The sequence below is a fragment of the Dokdonella immobilis genome, assembly GCF_900115085.1.
Taxonomy (GTDB): Bacteria; Pseudomonadota; Gammaproteobacteria; order Xanthomonadales; family Rhodanobacteraceae; genus Dokdonella; species Dokdonella immobilis.
Genome location: NZ_FOVF01000030.1, coordinates 1 through 19,985 on the forward strand (window position 1 = coordinate 1; position 19,985 = coordinate 19,985).

Consider the following 19,985-nt stretch of genomic DNA (forward strand, 5'->3'; position numbering starts at 1 on the left):
TCAGAACTACGTAACGCTTGATGACCCCGGTTCTCATGCGGCCCAACACCCGAATTGAGCCGCGTGCGTTAGCACGTCGGCTCGAATGAATAGTTGGGCTGCATGCTACTCACGATGCACTGCCAAAGCTACAAAGTATTGGAAATTGGATGGCCAATATACACAACGCAGCCAAGACAATTGCCTTTATTGCAAGCTCAGCCCATGGAAATGGAAGCGATCCATCCGGATTGTTCCAACCACCGGGAACATCTTCGTCCGCTGTGACGAGGTGCCCGACGAAAGCCCAGACAGCAAACCCAATGACCGTAAAGATGTATGGGACATGCCAGACATGAGAGAGCACAATGGCCGTTGAAAGAACTAAGACGATCGGAACTACGTAACGCTTGATGACCCCGGTTCTCATGCGGCCCAACTACTATTCGACACCAAAATGGTGTCTATTCCTGGTGTCTAATCCCGGCTTTCGGGTCCGTGTTGTAGGAAATTTCCTACAAAAATCAATCGATTCTGCCGATAGTGGTGTCTAATCCTTGTGTCTAATCTTGGGGTCTTCGAATCCCCTCGACTGGACCTCATGGAATATTCACATTCTCCACCCGGTGGTGCAAGCTTGGATGCGCAATCGCCTCGTCTGCTCGACGCGGTGCGTGCCCGGATTCGGCGATTGGGTCTGTCGATCCGGACCGAGAAGACCTACGTCGACTGGATTCGGCGCTTCATCCTGGCCAATGGCAAGCGGCACCCGCGCGAAATGGGCGCGCCGGAGGTCGAATGGTTCCTTACCGAGCTGGCAATCAAGGGTCAGGTTGCCGCCGCGACCCAGAACCAGGCGCTCTCGGCGCTTCTGTTCCTGTATCGGGAGGTGCTCGGCCTGGAATTGCCATGGATGGATAACATTCGTCGGGCCAAGCGCCCGGAACGTCTGCCGGTGGTCCTCACTGTCGAAGAGGTGACTCGTGTGCTTGACCAGATGAACGGCACACCGCATCTCATGGCCAGCCTGTTGTATGGCGCTGGCCTGCGATTGATGGAATGTGTACGTCTGCGCGTGCAGGACATCGATTTTCGGCGTCGCGAAATCACCGTGCGGCATGGCAAGGGCGGCAAGGATCGTCGGACCGTGATGCCTGCGGCGACTGTCGAGCCGCTGCAGCGACAGTTGGCCGAGGCCAAGGCACTGCATGATCGTGACCTCAAGGCCGGTTTTGGTGCGGTCTGGTTGCCCGGTGCGCTGGAGCGCAAGTATCCGAACGCAGCCACGGAATGGGTTTGGCAGTACGTGTTTCCCGCGCGCACACGCAGCGTGGATCCGCGCTTGGGCATTGAGCGGCGCCATCATGTCGACGAGAAGTCGCTGCAGCGCGCGGTGCGCGTCGCGGTAAAGGCAGCCCGCATTTCCAAACCCGCCACCTGCCACACCCTGCGCCACAGTTTTGCCACGCATCTGCTCGAATCCGGGTCGGATATCCGCACGATCCAGGAATTGCTTGGCCATTCGGATGTGTCGACGACGATGATCTACACGCACGTGCTCAATCGCGGTGGTGCCGGAGTGCTGAGTCCGTTGGACCGTCGCTGAGAGAGCGCCTCAATGAATGCGGTTGGCGCGCAGCGCATGCGGGGGTTCGTCGTACAGGCGTCGCCAGGCGCGGCGCAATTGCCGGGTCGAGGCGAAGCCGCTGCGTTCGGCAATGTGTTCCATGTCCAGGCGCGTGCCGGCGACCAGCTCACGGGCGATGCCGATGCGCAGCCGGTTGAGGTAGTCGCTCAGGCTCATGCCGGCGTGCTCGTTGAACAGCCGGGAAAGATGCCGCGTGCTGGTATTCGCGATACGGGCGAGTTGGGCCAGCGTCCAGTCACGGGCCGGGTCGGCGGCGATCGCGTCCTGGGCACGATGCACGGCCGGATGCACATGGTTGCGTCCTTCGAGCCAGGCCGACAGTTGTGGATCACCGCCGGCGCGGCGCAGGTAGATGACGAGCTGGCGGGCGACGGCCTGGGCAACGGCGGCTGTGGTCTCGCGCTCGACAAGATGCAGCATCAGATCGATGCCGGCGGTGACCCCGGCACTGCTCCAGCGATTGCCGTCCTCGACGTGCAGGCGGTTCTCGACGACGCGTGCCTGCGGGGCCAGTTCGGCCAGTTCGGCGCAGCAGGCGAAATGCGTGGTGCAAGCGTGGCCGTCGAGCAGCCCGGCGCGGGCGGCGAGCAGCGCGCCCGAGCAGATCGTGATCAGGCGGTGCTGAGGGCTCACCGTGTTGCGCATCCAATCGACGATGCGCGCCTCGTCGGCGCGCATCGTCGCGGCATCGGTTGTGCTGTCGCTGAAGTCGATTGCATCGACCGCGCCGGAGACGATCAGCGTGGTTTCGGCGCTTAGCAGGTCGGGCAGCGGCTCGAGTGCGGCCAGTTGGAGGCCGATCGAACTGGTCAACTGCGGCCGGACCGCGCTGCAGCGGACCTCGAAGCGCACCGCCGACTGCTCGATGTTGGCCCGGCGCAGGACTTCCAGCGGTCCGGCCACGTCGAGCAGCAGGCAGCGCGGTGGCAGCAGCACGCGGATCGCGATCAGGCGTGGCGCGGCTGCCTTCATGCGGCGCGGCGGACGTCCGCATCGCTGAGTGCTTCATCGACCGTGACGATGCGTGCGAATCGCTCCTCGAGGACCAGCTCGGTGCGGGCCTTGTTCTCGGCACCGCTCCAGGTCCGGCCGGTGCGGTCGGTCATGCCGAAGGTCAGGGTCGCCTCGCTGACGAAGTCGACCGCGTAGCCGAGATCGGAGGCGTGTCGGGTCGTCGTCTCGCAGCACTGCTCGGTGCGGATGCCGGATACGAGCAGACGGCGGATGCCGCGCTCGGTCAGCCACACTCCAAGCGGACTGCCGACGAAGGCGCTGTGGCGATGCTTGTGGATGACCACATCGGGTGAGATCGACAGCGGGGCGAGGGTTTTGACGTGGCCGGAAGCCAGCGAGAACGGGCCGCTCGGATCGACGTGGAAGACCTGGATGACGGCGATGCCAGCCTGCTTCGCGCCATCGACGAGCTGCTGCAGGCGATGGATGAACGGGGTAGCTTCCTGCTCGCTCCAGTAGTCGCGCTGGCGGAAGGATTCCTGGGCGTCGATGACGATGAGGGCTGTATCCTGAAGGGACATGGCGGTTCTCCTGTGCGGTGGTTGGGGAGGCCATGGTGGTCTCTCCGTGCCGCGCCCGCGAGGCCGTAGGCGGACCCATGGCGGACAGATTACGCCAACCGAAGCCGGGGGAGAAAAACGACTCGGGATCAAGGTCGGTGGCCGTTGGCATTGGGCTGCGCTTCGGGCTTTCGGTCGTTGGAGGGCGCCATCCGAGGTCCTTCGACTTCACTGCGCTACGCTCAGGACGAACGGTGGGGGGTGCGCTGCGCTCGGGATGAAGGATGGAGGGCGCTGCGGTCGGGACGAACGGGTGTGGGGTTGAACGGCGGGGGTTCGGTTGGGCGGGGTTGGGGGTGACCGGGCGGGGGCGTCCAACCTGAACGGATTGCGGCGTGGCCGGATCATCCGGGCCAGAGCAATCAGCCGGGCCCGCTGCCGCCTCGCTATACTTCAACGATTCCGCAACCATCGACAGCGCGTGCCAGAACCTATCCGACCGATCGCCATCACCGCCTACACCGCAGTCTCCGCTCTGGGAACCGGCCTCGCCGAACACCTGGCTTCGCTGCGCGAACGCCGCAGCGGCCTGCGCGAAAACGATTTCACCGACGCACCCCTGGCCTGTGCCATCGGCCGCGTGAACGGGCTCGAGGCCCAGCCGTTGCCCGAGCCTTATGGCGCCTACGAGTGCCGCAACAACCGGCTGGCCTGGGCGGGCATCAATGCCGATGGCTTCCTGGACAGGGCGCGCGAGGCGATCGAGCGCTACGGCGCCGACCGCGTGGCCCTGCTGGTGGCCACCTCGACCTCGAGCATCGGGGCCACCGAGGAAGCCTACGCACGCCTCGACGAGGCCGAGATGCCGGCCGACCTGCGCCGCTCCGAAGTGCATACGCCGCATTCGCTCGGCCTGTTCCTCGAGCGCGTGCTCGGCACGCGCGGACCGTGCCTGACCACGGCCACGGCCTGCTCGTCGAGCGCCAAGATTTTCGCCAAGGCCGAACGCCTGATCCGGCTCGGACTCGTCGATGCCGCGGTGCTCGCTGGCGTCGACAGCCTCTGCGGCAGCGTGCTGTTCGGCTTCAATTCGCTCGAGCTGGTCGCGCCGCAAGCCTGCCGGCCGTTCGACGCGCGCCGCTGCGGCATTTCGATCGGCGAGGCCGCCGGCTTCGCCCTGGTCGAGCGCGACGGCCCGGCGCGCGCGCCGCGCCTGATCGGTTGGGGCGAATCGAGCGATGCGCACCACATGTCGACGCCGCATCCGGAAGGTCTCGGTGCGCGACGTGCGCTCGAGGGCGCATTGGCGCGTGCCGGCATCGTGGCCGCCGACGTCGACTACATCAACCTGCACGGCACGGCGACGCCGAAGAACGACGAGGTCGAAGGCGCCGTGGTCGCGTCGGCATTTCCTGAGCGCGTGCGCGCGAGTTCGACCAAGGGTTGGAGCGGACATACGCTCGGTGCCGCCGGCATCCTCGAGGCGGTCATTACCCTGCTCGCGATCGAGCACGGCTTCGTGCCCGGCACGCTCAATTGCGAACAACCCGATGCGCTGGCCGCGCCGCGCCTGGCTCTGGACAACGAGAAGCGCGAGATTCGCATCGCCTTGAGCAATTCGTTCGGTTTCGGCGGCAGCAACTGCACCCTGGCCTTTGCCCGCGGAGCCGAAGCATGAGCGCGCTCGAAATCTGCATCGAGGGCGTCGGCTTCTGGGCGCCGGGCTATCCGGACTGGAACGCCGCGCTGGCCGGCCTGCGCGAGAGCGCGGCGGCCGATCCGGCGACACCGGCCAAGCCGAGCCCTGCGCTGCTGCCGCCAGCCGAGCGTCGGCGCGCACCGCAGCCGGTCCTGCTCGCCTGCGAGGTGGCCGCCCAGGCCTGTGCCGCCTCGGGCCATGCTCCGGACAGCCTGGCCTCGGTATTCGCCTCGACCCACGGCGACCTGATCATCACCGACTACATGTGTTCGACCCTGGTCAGTGCACCGCGCGAGCTGTCGCCGATCCGCTTCCACAATTCCGTGCACAACGCGCCGGCCGGTTACTGGACGATCGCCGCGCACTGCCATCTCGCATCAACCTCGGTCAGCAGCTGGCATGCGAGTTTCGCCACGGCCCTGTTCGAGGCCGCCGTCGAGGCTTGCGCCGAGGACACCCCGGTGCTGCTGGTCGCCTACGACACCGAGTCGACCGGTCCGTTGCTGGCGGTATCGCCGGCGACCTCGATCTTCGGCGTGGCCCTGGTCGTTGCGCCGGCCGGCACGCGCCAGCCGACCCTGCGCCTGGTCCTGCGCGGCGAGGCGAGCGATGCCGCCCTGCCGGACGGGCTACCCGCCGACCTCGCCGCGCTGGCCGCCGGCAACCCGATGGCCGCCGGTGCCCTGCCCCTGCTGGCCGCGCTCGCCGCTGGCGGCAGGAGCCGGCTGTCGCTGGCGGCCGGGCAGCCCGGCACGCTGGACGTGGAAGTCGACGCATGACGGCCGCGCAACCGGGTCGGGTCGCGATCCTGATTCCTGCACTCAACGAGGAGCTGGCGATTCGCAATGTCGTCGAGTCGGCGCTGGCCGTGCTGCCCGACGTGATCGTCGTCGACGACGGCTCGAGCGACCGCACGCCCGAAATCCTCGCCACGCTGCCGGTCACCGTGATCCGCCACGACAGCCCGCAGGGCAAGGGCGAAAGCCTGCGCGATGGCTTTCGCGAAGCATTGCGCCGTGGCTTCGATGCGGTCGTGGCGATGGATGGCGATGGCCAGCACGATGCCGCCGACATTCCACGCATGCTCGCCGCCGCGCGCCAGTATCCGAACCACCTGGTCATCGGTGCGCGCATCCGTACGCGCGACAACCAGCCGAACGCGCGCCGCCGCGCCAACGCGGTCGCCGACTGGGGCATCTCCTGGGGCTGCGGCATCCCGGTCGCCGACACCCAGAGCGGCCAGCGCTACTACCCGCGGGCGGCCATGCAGCTGGTCGACCTGCCGGCGCAGGGCTTCGTGTTCGAAGCGGCGATCCTGATCACGGCCGTGCGCGAGGCCGGGCTCGGGGTGGTCTCGATCCCGATCGAAACGCGCTACGACCGCGAATTCCGGCTCAGCCATTTCCGTCCGGTGCGCGACGTCACCCTGATCACCCTGTACACGATCGGCCGGGTCATCCACTACGGCCGCGTCATCGAGAGCTACCGGCGTTCGCACGCCCACCCGCCGCAGATCGTCGATCCACCAGCGGGCAGCCAGCGCATCCCGGCGTGAAACGGATTCCGCTGCCGCTACGACGCGTCCCTATGCCCGGCAGGGCGCGCCTGCCGGCCAGCGGCGACGAATCCATCGAGTCGGTGGCCGAACGGGTAGCGATGGTCCTGGCCCTGTCCGGCCTGCTTGCGATCCCCGCTGCGGCTGTGCCCGGCAACGGACTCGGCGCCGCCGACGGTATGCCCATCGCCGGGCTGGGCTGGAGGGAGGCTTTCGCGCTAGGCTCGCCGATGGATGCGAGCTCGTTGATGGAACTGTCTTCAAGAAAGCCGGTCTCGACCTTGGCGGGATGGGTAGCGGCCTCTTCACGTGGTTCATGGTCATGGCTAACGTGACCACCCTGACGCCGCCGTTGTGGATCGCCCTCACACGCCGCACGACGGATTCACTCCCGAACACCCACGCCACCAGCAGCGGAAATGCGCCATGAATGCGAATGCCATGCACGATGTAGTGATCCTCGGCGGCGGCCTGGCCGGACTCAGCCTGGCCCTGCAATTGCGCCAGCGCTTCGCCGACCTCGACATCGTCGTGCTCGAGCGCAATACGCATCCGGCGCCGCTGGCCGCGCACAAGGTCGGCGAGTCGAAGGTCGAGATCGGCGCCCACTACCTGGCCGATACGCTGGGCCTGCGTGGGCATCTCGACGATGAGCACATCCGCAAGTTCGGTTTCCGCTTCTTCTGGAGCGATGGTCGCGAAGATCTCGATGGGGTGACCGAGCTCGGCGTCAGCACGGTCATGCCGACGCCGACCTGGCAGATCGACCGCGGCATCCTCGAGAACCACATGGGCCGGCTGGCGCGCGAGCGCGGCATCGATTTCCGCGATGGCTGCACGGTGCGCGGCGTCGATTTCGGCGAAGGCGACGCCGCCCACGACGTGCGCGTGTCGCACAACGGTGAGACGCAGACCCTGGCCGCACGCTGGGTGGTCGACGCCAGCGGCCGGGCCGGGCTGATCAAGCGCAAGCTCGACCTGGCCGAGGACAACGGCCACGATGCCAATGCGATCTGGTTCCGCATCGACGACCGCCTGGCCATCGACCACTGGTGCAACGACCACGACTGGAGCGGTCGCTGCGATCCGCCCGAACGCTGGCGCTCGACCAATCACCTGTGCGGACCCGGCTACTGGGTCTGGCTGATTCCGCTCAGCTCGGGTGCGCATTCGGTCGGCATCGTCTGCGATGCAGCGATGCATCCGATGGAAACGATGAACACGTTCGAGCGCACCCTCGAGTGGCTGCACGAACACCAGCCGCTGGTCGCGCGCGCCTGCGAGGCCAAGCGCGACAAGCTCATGGATTTCCGCTTCCTGCGCGGCTATTCGTATGCGAGCAAGCAGGTGTTCTCGGGCGATCGCTGGGCACTGAGCGGCGAGGCCGGCCTGTTCCTCGATCCGTTCTACTCGCCGGGCACCGACTTCATTGCGATCGGCAATACCTACATCTGCGAACTGATCGCGCTCGACCGCGCCGGCAAGCCGGTCGGCCCGTACGCGCGTCTCTACGAACAGCTGATGCTGTCGTTCTACAACAACACGCTGAGCATGTATCGCGGCCAGTACGGCATCTTCGGCGACGCCGAAGTCATGTCGATCAAAGTGATCTGGGACTACACCTACTACTGGGGCGTGCTCTGCCAGCTGGTCTTCCAGAACCGGCTCACCGATCTCGCCTTGTTCGGCGAGCTGCAGCAGGAGCTCACCGAAGCGGCACGACTCAATCTCGACATGCAGGCTTTCCTCAGGCGCTGGGCCGAACTGAGCCCGCGACCGAACCTGCCCTGCATGTTCGACCAGCAGGATCTCGGCTGGTTCGTCGGCATGAACAGCAGCCTGCACGACGCGCTCGACGATGCCGGCGTGCGCGACCGGCTGCGCAGCAATGTTGCGCTGATGCGCAATCTCGCCGCCACCATCGTCGCCCGCGCCCAGGCCACGTGCCCGAGCCTCGACGCCGGTGGCCTGCCTTCCGCGGCATCACCACAGACACCGTTGTTCGCCTCGGCCGCGTAGCGGCAACACGCCGCCCACCCCAAAGCCCGATCCGCCGCTCGGGGCTCGTCATCCACCCGTAGGAGCGCCTTCAGGCGCGATGCTCTCCGTCACGTTGCGAAAAAGCATCGCGCCTGAAGGCGCTCCTACGAAGAGCGTGGTGGGCGAGGGATGTTGGGCTCGGGAGGTCGAACGGAAGCGCGAATGACCGGCGCGGGCTTCCATGGCGTTTGACGCGTTCCCGCTTCGTTGTAGGAAGCGGCTTTAGCCGCGATGCATTCTTCGCAGCGTGACGAAGAGCATCGCGCGTGAACGCGCTCCTACGAAAACGACTGGAGCGCGAATGGGCCCAAGGGGTTTCGCTGGTGGGCGAGGCGTTGCCGCCTCGTCGTAGGAGCGGCTTTAGCCGCGATGCTCTCCGTCACCTTGCGAAAAAAGCATCGGGCCTGAACGCGCCCCTACGGAGAAATGGCGACACGATCGACGCGACAGAGGTAGCATCCGCGTCTCGCTGCGTGCAGGTGCAGGTAGGCGACATCGGCGTTGTCGAGGATGCGCGTAATGAGTTCGGCGAGGGCGTTGCCATCGACGACATCGGCATCGACCATGCGATCGGCGGCATCGTAGGCGCGCACCGAGACCAGCCGCCGCGTCAGATACGGCGGCAGCCGACCGGCCGCGAGATCCTGCGCGTGCGTGCGTCGGCTGACGAAGATCGGCCCACTGGCGCGATACGGCGAGGCCGCGGACTGATGCTCGAACGGCAGCAACAGCAGCTCGTCACCGACCTCGGCGTCGACCAGGCCGACCCGGCAGGGATAGCCCGGATGTGCCTCTGCAGTGACGCGCTGAATGGCCCTTTCGGCGAGTTGCGCGTCATCAAGCTCGAACAGGGCCGAGAAATTCTGTGCGGGCAGGCCGCTTAGCTGGAATGAATGCACGGGTGTTCTCCTGGGTATCGGGGAACACACTATCGCCGGGCCGGGCGCCGGATACTCGCCGGAAACGGACATCGAACCGGCATGCCGTCGTTGCGCCGATCGACACCATCCGCGAGCGACCCCGCGCTCGTGGATGCCGACCCTTCCTAGCTAAGATCGCCGAGCAACGCGTCCATGCTCGGTGCGGCGAGCCATTTGGCGATGTCCTCGCCGAGCGCGCGCACCGTGCGACCGAGCACCGAACACGAGCCCTTGTAACCGGCGAACATTCCGCCCATCGAATTGCGCCGACCGGTGAAGCTGCCGATCAGTTCGCCATCGCGATAGAGTTTGCCGATCACGGTCGTGCTCTTGCGATGGCCAATGAACGGATTGCCTTCGGAAACCGCATCCTTGATGTGAACATCGAGCACCAATCCGGCCGCCTGTGCCTGAACCGAGTCGGCAAAGCGCACCTCGAGTCGATGATCCTCGCGGGCGTATTCCTCGATGTAATCGGCCAGCTGTTCCTGGATCTGGCACTCTTTCTTGATCTTGCCGGCAATCACGGCGTCGTCCGCATACGGGACCGGTCTCGGGATAACGAGCGGGTCGGCCATTGCCTGCGCGCCGAGCGCCATCAAAAACGCGGTCGCGGCAAGTCTGAATCGATTGTCCATGAGTCTATTTCCCCTGGTCCGGCCTTGCTGGCTGACGCCGAACATGCCAAATCCGGGGGGCAGGATGCAAACCCGACCGATCGCGCCGGCCCTTTGCGAAATCCGAGAAGCAGGCGCAACATGAGGGTCCGAAGCGGCTGCTGCCGTATCACGCAACAAACAATGCTGGGGGTAGAACATGAAACCGGGATCATTGCTTGTGATGGTGGTGCTTGCTGGCGCATTTTCCACAACAGCGCTCGCCGCCGATACGAAGATCGATGTCGCCAGTGCAAATCCGGCGGTGGCGCCGGTCATCCGCGCCAGCACCGACACGGTGATCAATTATCCGGGCGGCACCCCACCCGGCAACGTGATCGGCTCGTTCGATGCCCAGGATTCGACTTTCAACCGGCCGGTCAGCTGCGCCACGTTGTCCGGTGTCGGAACGGCGGTGCCATTCGACACGATCACCCTGACCAACTCCGGCGCGAGCACGGCTACGGTCAACATCCGCGTGGGCCAGCAAGGCGATCCGTCGACCGCCTGCGGCGAGGTGATCGATCCGTTCATGGTCGAATACGACACCAGCTTCAATCCCGCCTCGCCGCTGACCAATTGCCTGCAGGTCAATGACGACACCGGCGGGGCCGCCGATCGGTGCCCGAGCCTGACCGGGGTCAGCATTCCCAGCGGCGCCACGCGCGTCTATGTGCTGACCAGTTTCGACAATGCTGCCGTTTTCAACTATGAAGTGACCTTTGCCGGAACGACCCCGGTCACGCTGCAGTCGTTCGGCATCGAATGACGCAGCGCGGAGTCCGCACCGACAGGGTCAAGTCGACGCGGTACCTGTGGCGCAATCAACACGACGCCTGTCTGTAAGCGGACAGGCGTCGAGGCCACCCGCCACCGCGCCGCCATGCAGCATGCCTGGCGAGTCTTGGGAATGCCATGGCGGTTGCGCGGCTAGAGCCGCTTTGCCTTGGGGCCGGCGTGGCCGGCGCTCAGCCCATGCCGCCGTTGATGCCGATGACCTGGCCATTGATGTAGCCGGCCGAGTCACCGCACAGGAAACAGACCAGGGCAGCGACTTCCTCGGGCGTGCCGATGCGCGCGGCCGGCACCATGGCCTTGACCATTGCCGCATCGAAACTGTCGCCGAGCATGCTGCCGGCGATCATGCCCGGGGCAACGACGTTGACCGTGATGCCGCGCGAGGCCATCTCGCGGGCCAGCGACTTGGAGGCGCCGTGCAGGGCCGCCTTGGCCGCCGCGTAGTTGGTCTGGCCGCGGTTGCCAAGCACCGCGGCGACCGACGACACGCTGACGATGCGGCCATGGCGCAGGCGTGCCATCGGCAGCAACAGCGGCTGGGTGACGTTGAAGAAGCCGTGCAGCGAGACATCGATGACCCGGCGCCACTGCGCTTCGCTCATGCCGGCCATCGGCGCGTCGTCGTGGATGCCGGCATTGTTGACGACGACCGCGATCGGGCCAGCGGCGAGCAGGGTCTCGATCGCCGCACGCGCCGCAGCACCGTCGGCGACGTCGAAGGCGATCGCCGAGGCGGTGCCGCCCGCAGCCTCGATTTCGTCGGCCACGCCGCGGGCGCGATCGATGTGGCTGTTGGCGTGCACGATCACGTTGAAGCCGGCGGCACCGAGCGCGCGCGCGATCGCGCGGCCGATGTCGCCACTGCCGCCGGTGACGAGGGCGCGACGCGGGGATGCATTCATCGAAGGGTTTCCTGGGCCAGGGCCGAATCAGCCGAAGCCGTCGAGGATAGCAAGCCCGCAGCCATTGCCGCGGGCCCGAGCCGCCTCAGTGCCCGCCCCACTGCCACTGCAGACCCACGGTCAGGCTGCGCCCGGCGGCCGGTTCGTAGTAGCGGCCGTTGCCGTCGTTGACGATGACCGAGCCGGCGTAGCGGCGGTCGAACAGGTTGTCGAGATCGGCGAATGCACGCAGCTTTCCGTTGGCCAGGGCGAGGCCGTAGCCGAGATCGAGGCCGAACACGTCGTAGGCGGCGGCGGACTGCGAAGCGATGTCGTTGACCGGCACGTCACCGACATGCTCGAAGCGCGCCCGCCAGCGCCAGCCGGTGTCGTCGCCATGCACGAGTTGCGCGTGCACGCTGAGGCGCGGTACGCCGGGCAGGCGGCTGCCGCTCGCGACCGGCACCGATGGTGTCGTGCACGGGGTGCCAGCGCAGGCCAGGAACGGCGAACGGAAACGCGCGTCGAGCCAGGTCGCGGCCAGTTGCAGGCGCCAGGCCCCGCTCCATTGGGCCTGAACGGATGCCTCGGCGCCCTGGCGCCGGGCACGCGCGACGTTGCGGTAAGTCGAACGACCGCCGGCATTGGTCGCGACCGCGATTTCATCGTCGGTGTCGGCGCGGAACAGGGCCACATTCGCTTCGAGCGCCGGGGCGAGGCGCAGCTTGGCGCCCAGTTCGCTGCTGTGCGAGCGCGCCGGGCGCAACTCGAAGTTGAGGCCTGCGCCGCCATCGCTGCGGTAGCCGAGTTCGGCCAGGGTTGGCGTCTCGAAGCCCTCGCCCCAGTTTGCATACAGACGCAGATCATCGTGCGGACGAACGATCAGGCCGGCCACCGGCGTGGTCGCGGTGTAGTCGCGGCGGCCGCTGTCGTCGGGATTGCCGGTGCCGACATAGCGATCCGCAACCGTAAAGGCGAGCGTGCTGCGGCGCCCGCCGACGAACAGCGACCAGGCCTCGGCCGGTGTCCACTGCAACTGGGCGTATTGGTCGACGCTGCGCACGCGATCGGTTTCATCGCGGCGCATGACACCGCGCACGCCGAGCAGGTCGCCGAAGAAATTCTCGTAGCCGCGGCGCTGCTGGTCGAAATCCTCGATGCTGGTGCCGATCGTGAGTTCGAAAGGCGCGCTGCGCCACGACCAGCGCAGGTCGGCGCCGCGGTAGTCGCCGTCGAGGTCGACCACGCCGCCGCCGCTGCCCGGGCTGGCCTGCGCGCCAACCGGAATGGCGAGGAACTGGGTGACCTCGCGGCGCCCGGCATAGGCGAGCAGGCGCCAGTCCTGGTGCGCGCTGAGGGTCTGCTCCCAGATCGCGCCGCCCTGGGTCTGTCGGACCTCCTTGCGGGTATCGAACAGCCGCGCCACCGCCGTGGCCTGGCGCGGATCCTCGGCGAATTCCTCGCGGCTGAGTCCGAGCGGATCTTCGGCTTCGGGGATCGACAGCGTGTTGGCCAGCACGGTCAGGCGAGCGCCATCGGCGGACTGCCAGGCCAGCTTGGCATTCGCGGAGATGCGCTCGGCCGCGCTGTGATCGCGATACCCGGCGGTGCGGAAACGATCCAGGTCGAGGTTGCTGTCGAGGGCGCCGAAGCGGTCGCGCCAGTTCAGGCTGGTCCGCGCAGCGGCGTCGCTGCCGCCGGCCAGGCCAAGACGCCACTCGGGCGGATCCGCGCCATCCGCCGTGAACAGCTGGATCACGCCGGCCGAGGCATTGCCGTAGAGCGCCGAGAACGGCCCGCGCAGGACCTCGATGCGCTCGGCCGAATCGAGATTGAAATGGGAAACCTGGCCGGCGCCATCTGGCATCGTCGCAGGAATGCCGTCGGTGTAGAGGCGCACACCGCGCACGCCGAAGGTCGCCCGCGAGCCGAATCCGCGGATCGAGATCTGCTCGTCCTGGGCGCGATTCTGGCGGTTGCGCACAAGCACTCCGGGGACCCCACCGAGGACTTCCGAGAGGTCGACAGCGAGGCGATCGGAGCCGGCGGGATCGATACGTACGGCATCGATCGCGGCCGGCACTTCGAAGGCCGGCTCGCTGGCTCGCGTCGCCGTGACCACGACCGCCGGCAGCGGCGCTCCGGCATCGCCCGCGGGTTCCGCGCGCACAGCGGCCGGACGCAGCGCGGCCAGCAGCATGGAGAGAGCCAGCAGGGTCACTTCCCGCTGGTGCCGGGTCTTGCCCGCAAGCGCACTCACGATGCCGGCGCGGCACTGCCGCTTGCTTCAGCCGGCTCGGCAACCGGCGTCCCGGCCTTGCTCGGCGCACCCGTCCCATCCGGCTTCAGATGCAGGGCCATGATTTCCCAGCCGCTCCGGGCCGGCGGCTCGGCATTCGAGGTGAACGGAATCAGGCGCCGCTTCGGATCGATCGCGAACAGCGGGATGGCGAGGCCTTCGCTGCGCTCGATCAGGTCGGCCAGGGTGTAGTTGTCCTTGAGCTTGCTGGTCTTGATCGTGGCGCCGCTCTCGAGGGCCTGCTCGAGGGCGAGATCGTCGATACGGTCGTCGAACAGCCACGGCATCTTGAGGCTTCCGCTCAGGGTCATCTTGGCCTTGTCGTGGTCCTCGCTGGTGCGCAGGGCGTAGACGCCGTCGGTACCGAGTTCGGAACGGTAGTGCAGGCAGGCGAGGGTGTTCTGCCCGGGCCGATCGCTCATCGCCAGCAGGCGGGCGACACCGCTGAAATCGAGATGGTGATCGGCGTGATCGGACACGATGCGGCCGAAATAGGTCTTCAGCCCGCCCATGCGCGCGCGCTTGAGCGCATCCCAGTTGCTGTCGGCCAGGGTCACGTCGAAACCCGACTTCTTCAGGGCCTGGCCGATCGCCACCGGCGCTGGACCCGAGCCGACGATGATCACGCCCATCGGCTGCTCCTCGGCCAGCTTCCAGCGCAGGGCAAGACGCCGCGCGGTGAAGCTCTGGATCAGCACGCTGGCGATGATGATGCTGAAGATGGCCGGCACCAGCAGCTGGCCGCCCGGCACGCCTTCGGCTTCGAGGCGCAGGGCGAACAACGAGGCGACCGCGGCCGCGACGATGCCGCGCGGACCGATCCAGGCGATCAGGCCGCGCTCGCGCATCGTGAGTTTCGATGCGGTCGCGCTGGCGAACACGGCCATCGGCCGGGCCAGCAGGAACACCGCCGCAAGGAACAATGGGAAGCCCCAGCCGAGGCTCTGGAAACTGCCGAGGTCGAGCCGTGCCGCAAGGATGATGAAGAGCAGCGAGACCAGCAGCACGGTCAGGCTCTCCTTGAAGTTGAGCACGTCCTCCATGTCGAGGTCGCGCATGTTCGCCAGAATCACGCCCATCACGGTGACGGCGAGCAGTCCGGCTTCATGGGCCAGCATGTTGCTGGCCGTGAACGCGCTGAACAGGATCGCCAGGGTGACCACATTGCGCAGGTACCACGGCACCAGATGGCGCTTGAGCAGGCCGCCGAGCAGCAGCGCGGCCAGGGCACCGAGCGCGCTGCCGGAAAGGATCAGTTCGCCGAGCACCCACCAGGTGTGGTTGTTGTAGCCCTTGAGCACGAACTCGAGTGCGATCACGGCGAGGATCGCGCCGATCGGATCGATGATGATGCCTTCCCAGCGCAGTACCTTGTCGATGGCCGGGGTCGGCCGGATTGCACGCAGCATCGGTACGACCACGGTCGGTCCGGTCACGCAGGCGATGCTGCCGATCAGCAGGGCAATGCCGAACGGCGCCCTGAGGAAGTAGAGCGCAGCCGCGGTCAGCACGAAGATGTTGATCGCGGCACCGAGCGTGACCAGGTTGAGGATCGGTCCGCGCAGGCCATGGATTTCGCGGAAGCGCAGGGTCAGCGCGCCTTCGAACAGGATGATCGCCACCGACAGCGAGGTCAGCGGGAACAACAGCTCGCCGAACAGCGCGTCCGGATCGAGCACATGCAGGACCGGCCCGATCACGATGCCGACGCCGAGCAGTAGCACGATCGCCGGCAGGCGCACGCGCCAGGCAATCCACTGCGCCAGCACGCCGAGCACGACGATGCCGGTCAGGGCCAGTGGAAGCGGAATGGCGGGCATGATCGGGGCGAGGGCGAGGCAGCAGGGAGCAGGCTCGCGATGATACGCAGTTGACGTGGCACGCGCCCCTGGCATGTCCATCCCACCGCTGCGGGTCAACGATCGCGCTTCGGCAGCCCGCACGAGAATGTCCGAGCGCATCGTCGCCCGACGGTTCGCGGGGATCGCGGCGAGCGGACTGCCTGGCCCTGGCCAGACCGCTCGCCGGTGCGATCAGGTAGCCGCGCCTCAGCCGGCAGCGCTTTCGGCGACGAAATCCATCGATGCGGAATTGAGGCAGAAGCGCAGCCCGGTCGGCTTCGGTCCGTCCGGGAATACGTGGCCGAGGTGGCCATCGCAGCGCGCGCAGCGGATCTCGACGCGGACCATGCCGTGGCTGATGTCGCGCAACTCGCGCACATGCCCGGGATCGTACGGCGCGAAGAAGCTCGGCCAGCCGCTGCCCGATTCGAACTTGTTGTCGGAACGGAACAGCGGAAGCGCGCAGAGCTTGCAGACGTAGGTGCCATCCTCGTGGTTGTCGAGCAGGCCGCCGCAGAACGGATGTTCGGTGCCGTGGTCGAGCAGGATGCGGCGCTCCTCCGCGCTGAGTTTCTGTGCGAGGCGCTCGCGCTCGGCCGGCGCCAGCGGGGTGATGTCGTAACCCGATGCCGAGGTCGTCATCAGCGGCCCCGCTTGAGCTTGTCGCCGAACTTCTGCCGCAACTTGGCGACCTTCGGCGCCGCCACCGCGGCGATGTAGCCCTGCTCGGGATGCAGCTCGGCGTAGTTGTGGTGGTAGGCCTCGGCCTCGTGGAAGGCTTCCAGCGGCACCACCTCGGTGACGATCGGCGCGTTGAACACGCCGGCCGCGTCGAGCTGGCGGATATAGGCTTCGGCCACTTCCTTCTGCGCGGCGTCGGCGTAGAAGATCACCGAGCGGTACTGGCGACCGCGGTCCTCGCCCTGGCGATCCTTCTGGGTCGGGTCGTGGGCGACCGCAAAATATACCTTGAGCAATTGACCGAAGCTCGTGCGCTTCGGATCGAAGCGGATCGAGACGACCTCGGCGTGATTGGTGGTGCCGCTGCAGACGGTCTTGTAGTCGGCATTGTGCGCGCCGTCGCCGCTGTAGCCGGGCGCCACCGCGCTGACTCCGTCAATTTCCTTGTAGACGGCCTCCACGCACCAGAAGCAGCCGCCGCCGAGTACGGCCTGCTGTTCGCCGCCCGCGCTGGCCGGGTCGATGTCGCGCTCGGGGTTCGGGAAGTCGCCACGCGCGATGGCGAGGTTGGCGCCGGGGATCTCGCAGACGAGACTCATGGGGATTCCTGGTGAGGGGGCTGCCCACTCAATGCGATCTTGCCAGCGAAATTCAAGCGTGCGGGCAGCCGGTTGATGGGCCAGAAGACCGCCCTGGCGGGGAAGGGATTTCGCCGGGTCCGGTTGCGGTGCTGGCGCCGGGCACACGGGCAACTGGGAATGTCGCGTTGCGCTCGATACAGTAGGGCTTTGAACAAGCGCTGCAGCCGCCGCCGGGCTGCGATCGAGGAGTCCCCCGAGCATGAAGACACGAGCCGCCGTCGCCTGGGAAGCAGGCAAGCCCCTGGCTATCGAACAGGTGGACCTGGAGGGACCGCAATCGGGCGAGGTGCTGGTGCGCCTGGTCGCGACCGGGGTCTGCCATACCGACGCGTTCACGCTGTCGGGTGCCGACCCCGAGGGCCTGTTCCCGGTCATCCTCGGCCACGAGGGTGGCGGCATCGTCGAGGAAATCGGCCCCGGCGTCACCTCGCTGAAACCGGGCGACCACGTGATTCCGCTGTACACGCCCGAATGCGGCGCCTGCAAGTTCTGCCTGTCCGGCAAGACCAACCTGTGCCAGGCGATCCGCGCGACCCAGGGCAAGGGCCTGATGCCGGACGGCACGAGCCGTTTCTCGATCAACGGCAAGCCGATCCTGCACTACATGGGTTGCAGCACGTTCTCCGAATACACCGTGCTGCCCGAGATCGCGCTGGCGAAGATCAACGCGAAGGCGCCGCTGGAAAAGGTCTGCCTGCTCGGCTGCGGCATCACCACCGGCATCGGTGCGGTGCTCAACACGGCCAAGGTCGAAGCCGGCGCCAGTGTCGCCGTGTTCGGCCTCGGCGGCATCGGCATGTCGGTGATCCAGGGCGCGGTCATGGCCGGGGCCGGGCGCATCATCGCGATCGACACCAATCCGGCCAAGGCCGAGATGGCCAGGGCCCTCGGCGCCACCGATTTCATCAATCCGAAGGACTTCGCCGATACGCCGATCCAGCAGGTCATCGTCGACCTGACCGACGGCGGCGTCGATTACTCGTTCGAGTGCATCGGCAACGTCAAGGTCATGCGTTCGGCCCTCGAGTGCTGCCACAAGGGCTGGGGCGAATCGATCATCATCGGCGTCGCCGGTGCCGGCGAGGAGATCTCGACGCGGCCGTTCCAGCTCGTCACCGGCCGGGTCTGGCGCGGTTCGGCGTTTGGCGGCGTGAAGGGACGCAGCCAGCTGCCCGGCTACGTCGACCGCTACCTGGCTGGCGAGCTGAAGATCGACGAGTTCGTCACCGAGGAGCTGCCGCTCGAGCAGATCAACCGCGCCTTCGACCTGATGCACGAAGGCAAGGTGATCCGCTCGGTGATCCGCTACTGAGCCGCGCGCGCCCTCAGAAGGCGTCGTCGGATCCGGTCGAGAGGCTTGCGACCACGTCGTAGTGGTGGACCAGCGGTTCCATTTCGAGCAGGAACTGGTCGTCCTCGGGGTAGTACACCGAGCGGTCCGGATTCTCGCCGGCGAAGGCGCGCACCGCGTCCATCGAATCCCACAGCGAGACCAGCATGATCTCGCAATGCTCGCCCTGGATGCGCCGCAGCACCTTGACCCCGCGATTGCCGCTGGTCTTCTCGTAGTCGCGCAGACCGGTCTCGCGCAGGTAGTCGAGATAGGCGTCGGCCCTTTCGGCCAGGGTGATGCCACGCCAGATGCGCGCGATCATGGGAGATCTCCGCCACACGGGTGGCTGATGATCGCATATCGGCGGCGCCTTTTCGGTGCGTATCCGAAGCGCCGCAGCGGACCCGGTTCGGGGCCGGCCAGAATCGCGCGATCGCCTGCCGAACCACCATGGTGGCGGGCGGCGCGCGACCGGGCCGGGCATCCGGGCTAGACTTCCGACCCGGTCGAAACGGGAGGGCATGGCATGTGGGCCGATCTGGGAAGCATTCTGCTGGGAACCCTGTTGCTGATGCTTGGCACCGACTTGCTGAGTCATGGTGTGTCGGGGCTGCTGGCCCGTAACCGCGACGAGGCCTATCCGGCCGCGCTCGGCGGCACCGTGGCAGCGGCCGTGCTGGCGCCGCTGGCGATCCTCGTCGCGGCGCTGGCCGGCGCACAACCCGACCTGGCACTCGGTAGCCTGGTCGGCGCGGCGCTCGCGCAGTTGGCCCTGCTGGTCGGCCTGGCCGCGCTGGTGGCGCCGCTGATGGTGCGACCGAAGGCGCTGAACTGGATCAATCCGGCCCTGCCGGTGGCGATCGTGCTGGCCTGGGTCCTCGGTCTCGATCACGTCTACTCGCGCGTCGACGGCGGTGTCCTGGTGATCGCGTTTGTCGCCGTCCTGGTCCTGCTGCTTCGTTTCGCCGTACGCGAGCGCGCCGCCGTGCGCTCGCTGTTCGAGCCGACGCCGACCCGGTTTGGCCTGCCGATGCTGCTGTTGCGCCTGTTCGTCGGCGTAGTCCTGGCCGGGCTCGGGGCCTGGCGTCTGGTCGTTGGCAGCGTGGACATGGCGCAGACCCTCGTGCTCAATCCGCTGATCGCCGGACTGCTCGTGCTCGGTCCGGCCAGCGCCCTCGGCGGCCTGCCGACGGCCCTTTTCGCGGCGCGTCGCGGGCGTGGCGACTTCGCCCTCGGCCAGGGCCTGTTCGGGGCCCTGGCCTGTGTCCTGCTGCTGCTCGGCCTGCTCGCGCTCTGGCAGCCGCTGGCTGTCCCGGCCTCGCTGGTTCGCATCGAATGGCCCGTCGTCTGTGCCCTGGCGGTCGCCATCTACCCGATGATGCGCAGCGACGGCGCGCTGTCCGCACGCGAAGGCGGCGTACTGCTCGGCAGCTACGCCCTGTTCGTGCTGGCCGAGATCTGGCTGACCCGGATCTGAGGCGGCGAACGTCCCGATGCCGG

Annotated in this window: 18 protein-coding genes; 8 read left to right on the top strand and 10 right to left on the bottom strand. The window is 67.0% G+C overall.

Annotated features, from left to right (window positions below; translation table 11 throughout):
• Window positions 1-616: 616 nt before the first annotated feature.
• The gene (locus tag BM125_RS16110) at window positions 617-1,585 is read left to right on the top strand and encodes an integron integrase (protein ID WP_425429638.1); all 969 of its coding nucleotides are present in this window, start codon (window positions 617-619) and stop codon (window positions 1,583-1,585) included.
• Window positions 1,586-1,594: 9 nt separating this feature from the next.
• Here the strand turns inward: BM125_RS16110 and BM125_RS16115 are convergent, their stop codons facing one another.
• Both BM125_RS16115 and BM125_RS16120 read right to left on the bottom strand, forming a co-directional pair.
• Entirely contained in the window at window positions 1,595-2,599 is a 1,005-nt protein-coding gene (locus BM125_RS16115) for a GlxA family transcriptional regulator (protein ID WP_092409852.1), read from the bottom strand.
• Window positions 2,596-3,162 carry an isochorismatase family protein gene (locus tag BM125_RS16120; RefSeq protein WP_092409854.1) on the bottom strand — a complete coding sequence of 189 codons (567 nt, stop codon included), beginning with the start codon at window positions 3,160-3,162 and terminating at the stop codon, window positions 2,596-2,598. Before BM125_RS16120 ends, BM125_RS16115 begins: the two co-directional genes overlap by 4 nt.
• 460 nt (window positions 3,163-3,622) lie before the next feature.
• On the opposite strand from BM125_RS16120, the gene BM125_RS16125 reads away from it, so the two are divergent.
• The 4 genes from BM125_RS16125 to BM125_RS16145 all read left to right on the top strand — a co-directional run bounded on the left by BM125_RS16125 (window position 3,623) and on the right by BM125_RS16145 (window position 8,414).
• Window positions 3,623-4,819 carry a beta-ketoacyl-[acyl-carrier-protein] synthase family protein gene (locus tag BM125_RS16125; protein WP_175498141.1) on the top strand — a complete coding sequence of 399 codons (1,197 nt, stop codon included), beginning with the start codon at window positions 3,623-3,625 and terminating at the stop codon, window positions 4,817-4,819.
• Entirely contained in the window at window positions 4,816-5,619 is an 804-nt protein-coding gene (locus BM125_RS16130) for a beta-ketoacyl synthase chain length factor (protein ID WP_092409856.1), read from the top strand. The genes BM125_RS16125 and BM125_RS16130 overlap by 4 nt, the downstream gene beginning before the upstream one ends.
• Entirely contained in the window at window positions 5,616-6,395 is a 780-nt protein-coding gene (locus BM125_RS16135) for a glycosyltransferase family 2 protein (protein WP_092409858.1), read from the top strand. Before BM125_RS16130 ends, BM125_RS16135 begins: the two co-directional genes overlap by 4 nt.
• A gap of 426 nt (window positions 6,396-6,821) precedes the next feature.
• Complete coding sequence (locus BM125_RS16145) at window positions 6,822-8,414, top strand: NAD(P)/FAD-dependent oxidoreductase (RefSeq protein WP_092409862.1); 1,593 nt, start codon at window positions 6,822-6,824, stop codon at window positions 8,412-8,414.
• A 437-nt stretch (window positions 8,415-8,851) separates the two neighbouring features.
• On the opposite strand, the gene BM125_RS16150 is transcribed toward BM125_RS16145, so the two are convergent.
• Window positions 8,852-9,334 (bottom strand): DUF1203 domain-containing protein, encoded by a 483-nt coding sequence (locus tag BM125_RS16150; protein WP_217647898.1) that lies wholly within the window; start codon window positions 9,332-9,334, stop codon window positions 8,852-8,854.
• Window positions 9,335-9,480: 146 nt separating this feature from the next.
• Complete coding sequence (locus BM125_RS19965; protein WP_139225076.1) at window positions 9,481-10,308, bottom strand: hypothetical protein; 828 nt, start codon at window positions 10,306-10,308, stop codon at window positions 9,481-9,483.
• Between BM125_RS19965 and BM125_RS16160 the strand changes: the two genes are divergently transcribed.
• Window positions 10,277-10,780, top strand: coding sequence for a hypothetical protein (locus BM125_RS16160; protein WP_139225077.1), 504 nt, complete (start codon window positions 10,277-10,279; stop codon window positions 10,778-10,780). The two genes, BM125_RS19965 and BM125_RS16160, sit on opposite strands and share 32 nt — an antisense overlap.
• 199 nt (window positions 10,781-10,979) lie before the next feature.
• Here BM125_RS16160 and fabG read toward each other — a convergent pair whose 3' ends face one another.
• The 5 genes from fabG to msrA form a co-directional block, all read right to left on the bottom strand.
• Window positions 10,980-11,711, bottom strand: a complete 732-nt coding sequence (fabG, locus tag BM125_RS16165) for a 3-oxoacyl-ACP reductase FabG (protein ID WP_092409870.1) — start codon at window positions 11,709-11,711, stop codon at window positions 10,980-10,982.
• 85 nt (window positions 11,712-11,796) lie between these two features.
• The gene (locus BM125_RS16170) at window positions 11,797-13,890 is read right to left on the bottom strand and encodes a TonB-dependent receptor family protein (protein ID WP_092409940.1); all 2,094 of its coding nucleotides are present in this window, start codon (window positions 13,888-13,890) and stop codon (window positions 11,797-11,799) included.
• 56 nt (window positions 13,891-13,946) lie between these two features.
• Window positions 13,947-15,809 (bottom strand): cation:proton antiporter, encoded by a 1,863-nt coding sequence (locus tag BM125_RS16175; protein WP_175498142.1) that lies wholly within the window; start codon window positions 15,807-15,809, stop codon window positions 13,947-13,949.
• A gap of 228 nt (window positions 15,810-16,037) precedes the next feature.
• The gene (gene msrB / locus BM125_RS16180) at window positions 16,038-16,472 is read right to left on the bottom strand and encodes a peptide-methionine (R)-S-oxide reductase MsrB (protein ID WP_092409874.1); all 435 of its coding nucleotides are present in this window, start codon (window positions 16,470-16,472) and stop codon (window positions 16,038-16,040) included.
• On the bottom strand, window positions 16,472-17,110 hold the full coding sequence (gene msrA, locus BM125_RS16185) for a peptide-methionine (S)-S-oxide reductase MsrA (protein ID WP_092409876.1): 639 nt from the start codon (window positions 17,108-17,110) through the stop codon (window positions 16,472-16,474). The genes msrB and msrA overlap by 1 nt, the downstream gene beginning before the upstream one ends.
• Window positions 17,111-17,351: 241 nt before the next feature.
• Here msrA and BM125_RS16190 point away from each other — a divergent pair, with 241 nt between their 5' ends.
• Entirely contained in the window at window positions 17,352-18,464 is a 1,113-nt protein-coding gene (locus BM125_RS16190; protein WP_092409878.1) for an S-(hydroxymethyl)glutathione dehydrogenase/class III alcohol dehydrogenase, read from the top strand.
• Window positions 18,465-18,477: 13 nt separating this feature from the next.
• Here the strand turns inward: BM125_RS16190 and BM125_RS16195 are convergent, their stop codons facing one another.
• A complete protein-coding gene (locus BM125_RS16195) occupies window positions 18,478-18,807 on the bottom strand; it encodes an antibiotic biosynthesis monooxygenase family protein (protein ID WP_092409880.1) in 330 nt (109 codons plus the stop codon).
• Window positions 18,808-19,011: 204 nt separating this feature from the next.
• Between BM125_RS16195 and BM125_RS16200 the strand changes: the two genes are divergently transcribed.
• A complete protein-coding gene (locus BM125_RS16200) occupies window positions 19,012-19,962 on the top strand; it encodes a sodium:calcium antiporter (RefSeq protein ID WP_092409882.1) in 951 nt (316 codons plus the stop codon).
• The last annotated feature ends 23 nt before the right edge of the window (window positions 19,963-19,985 follow it).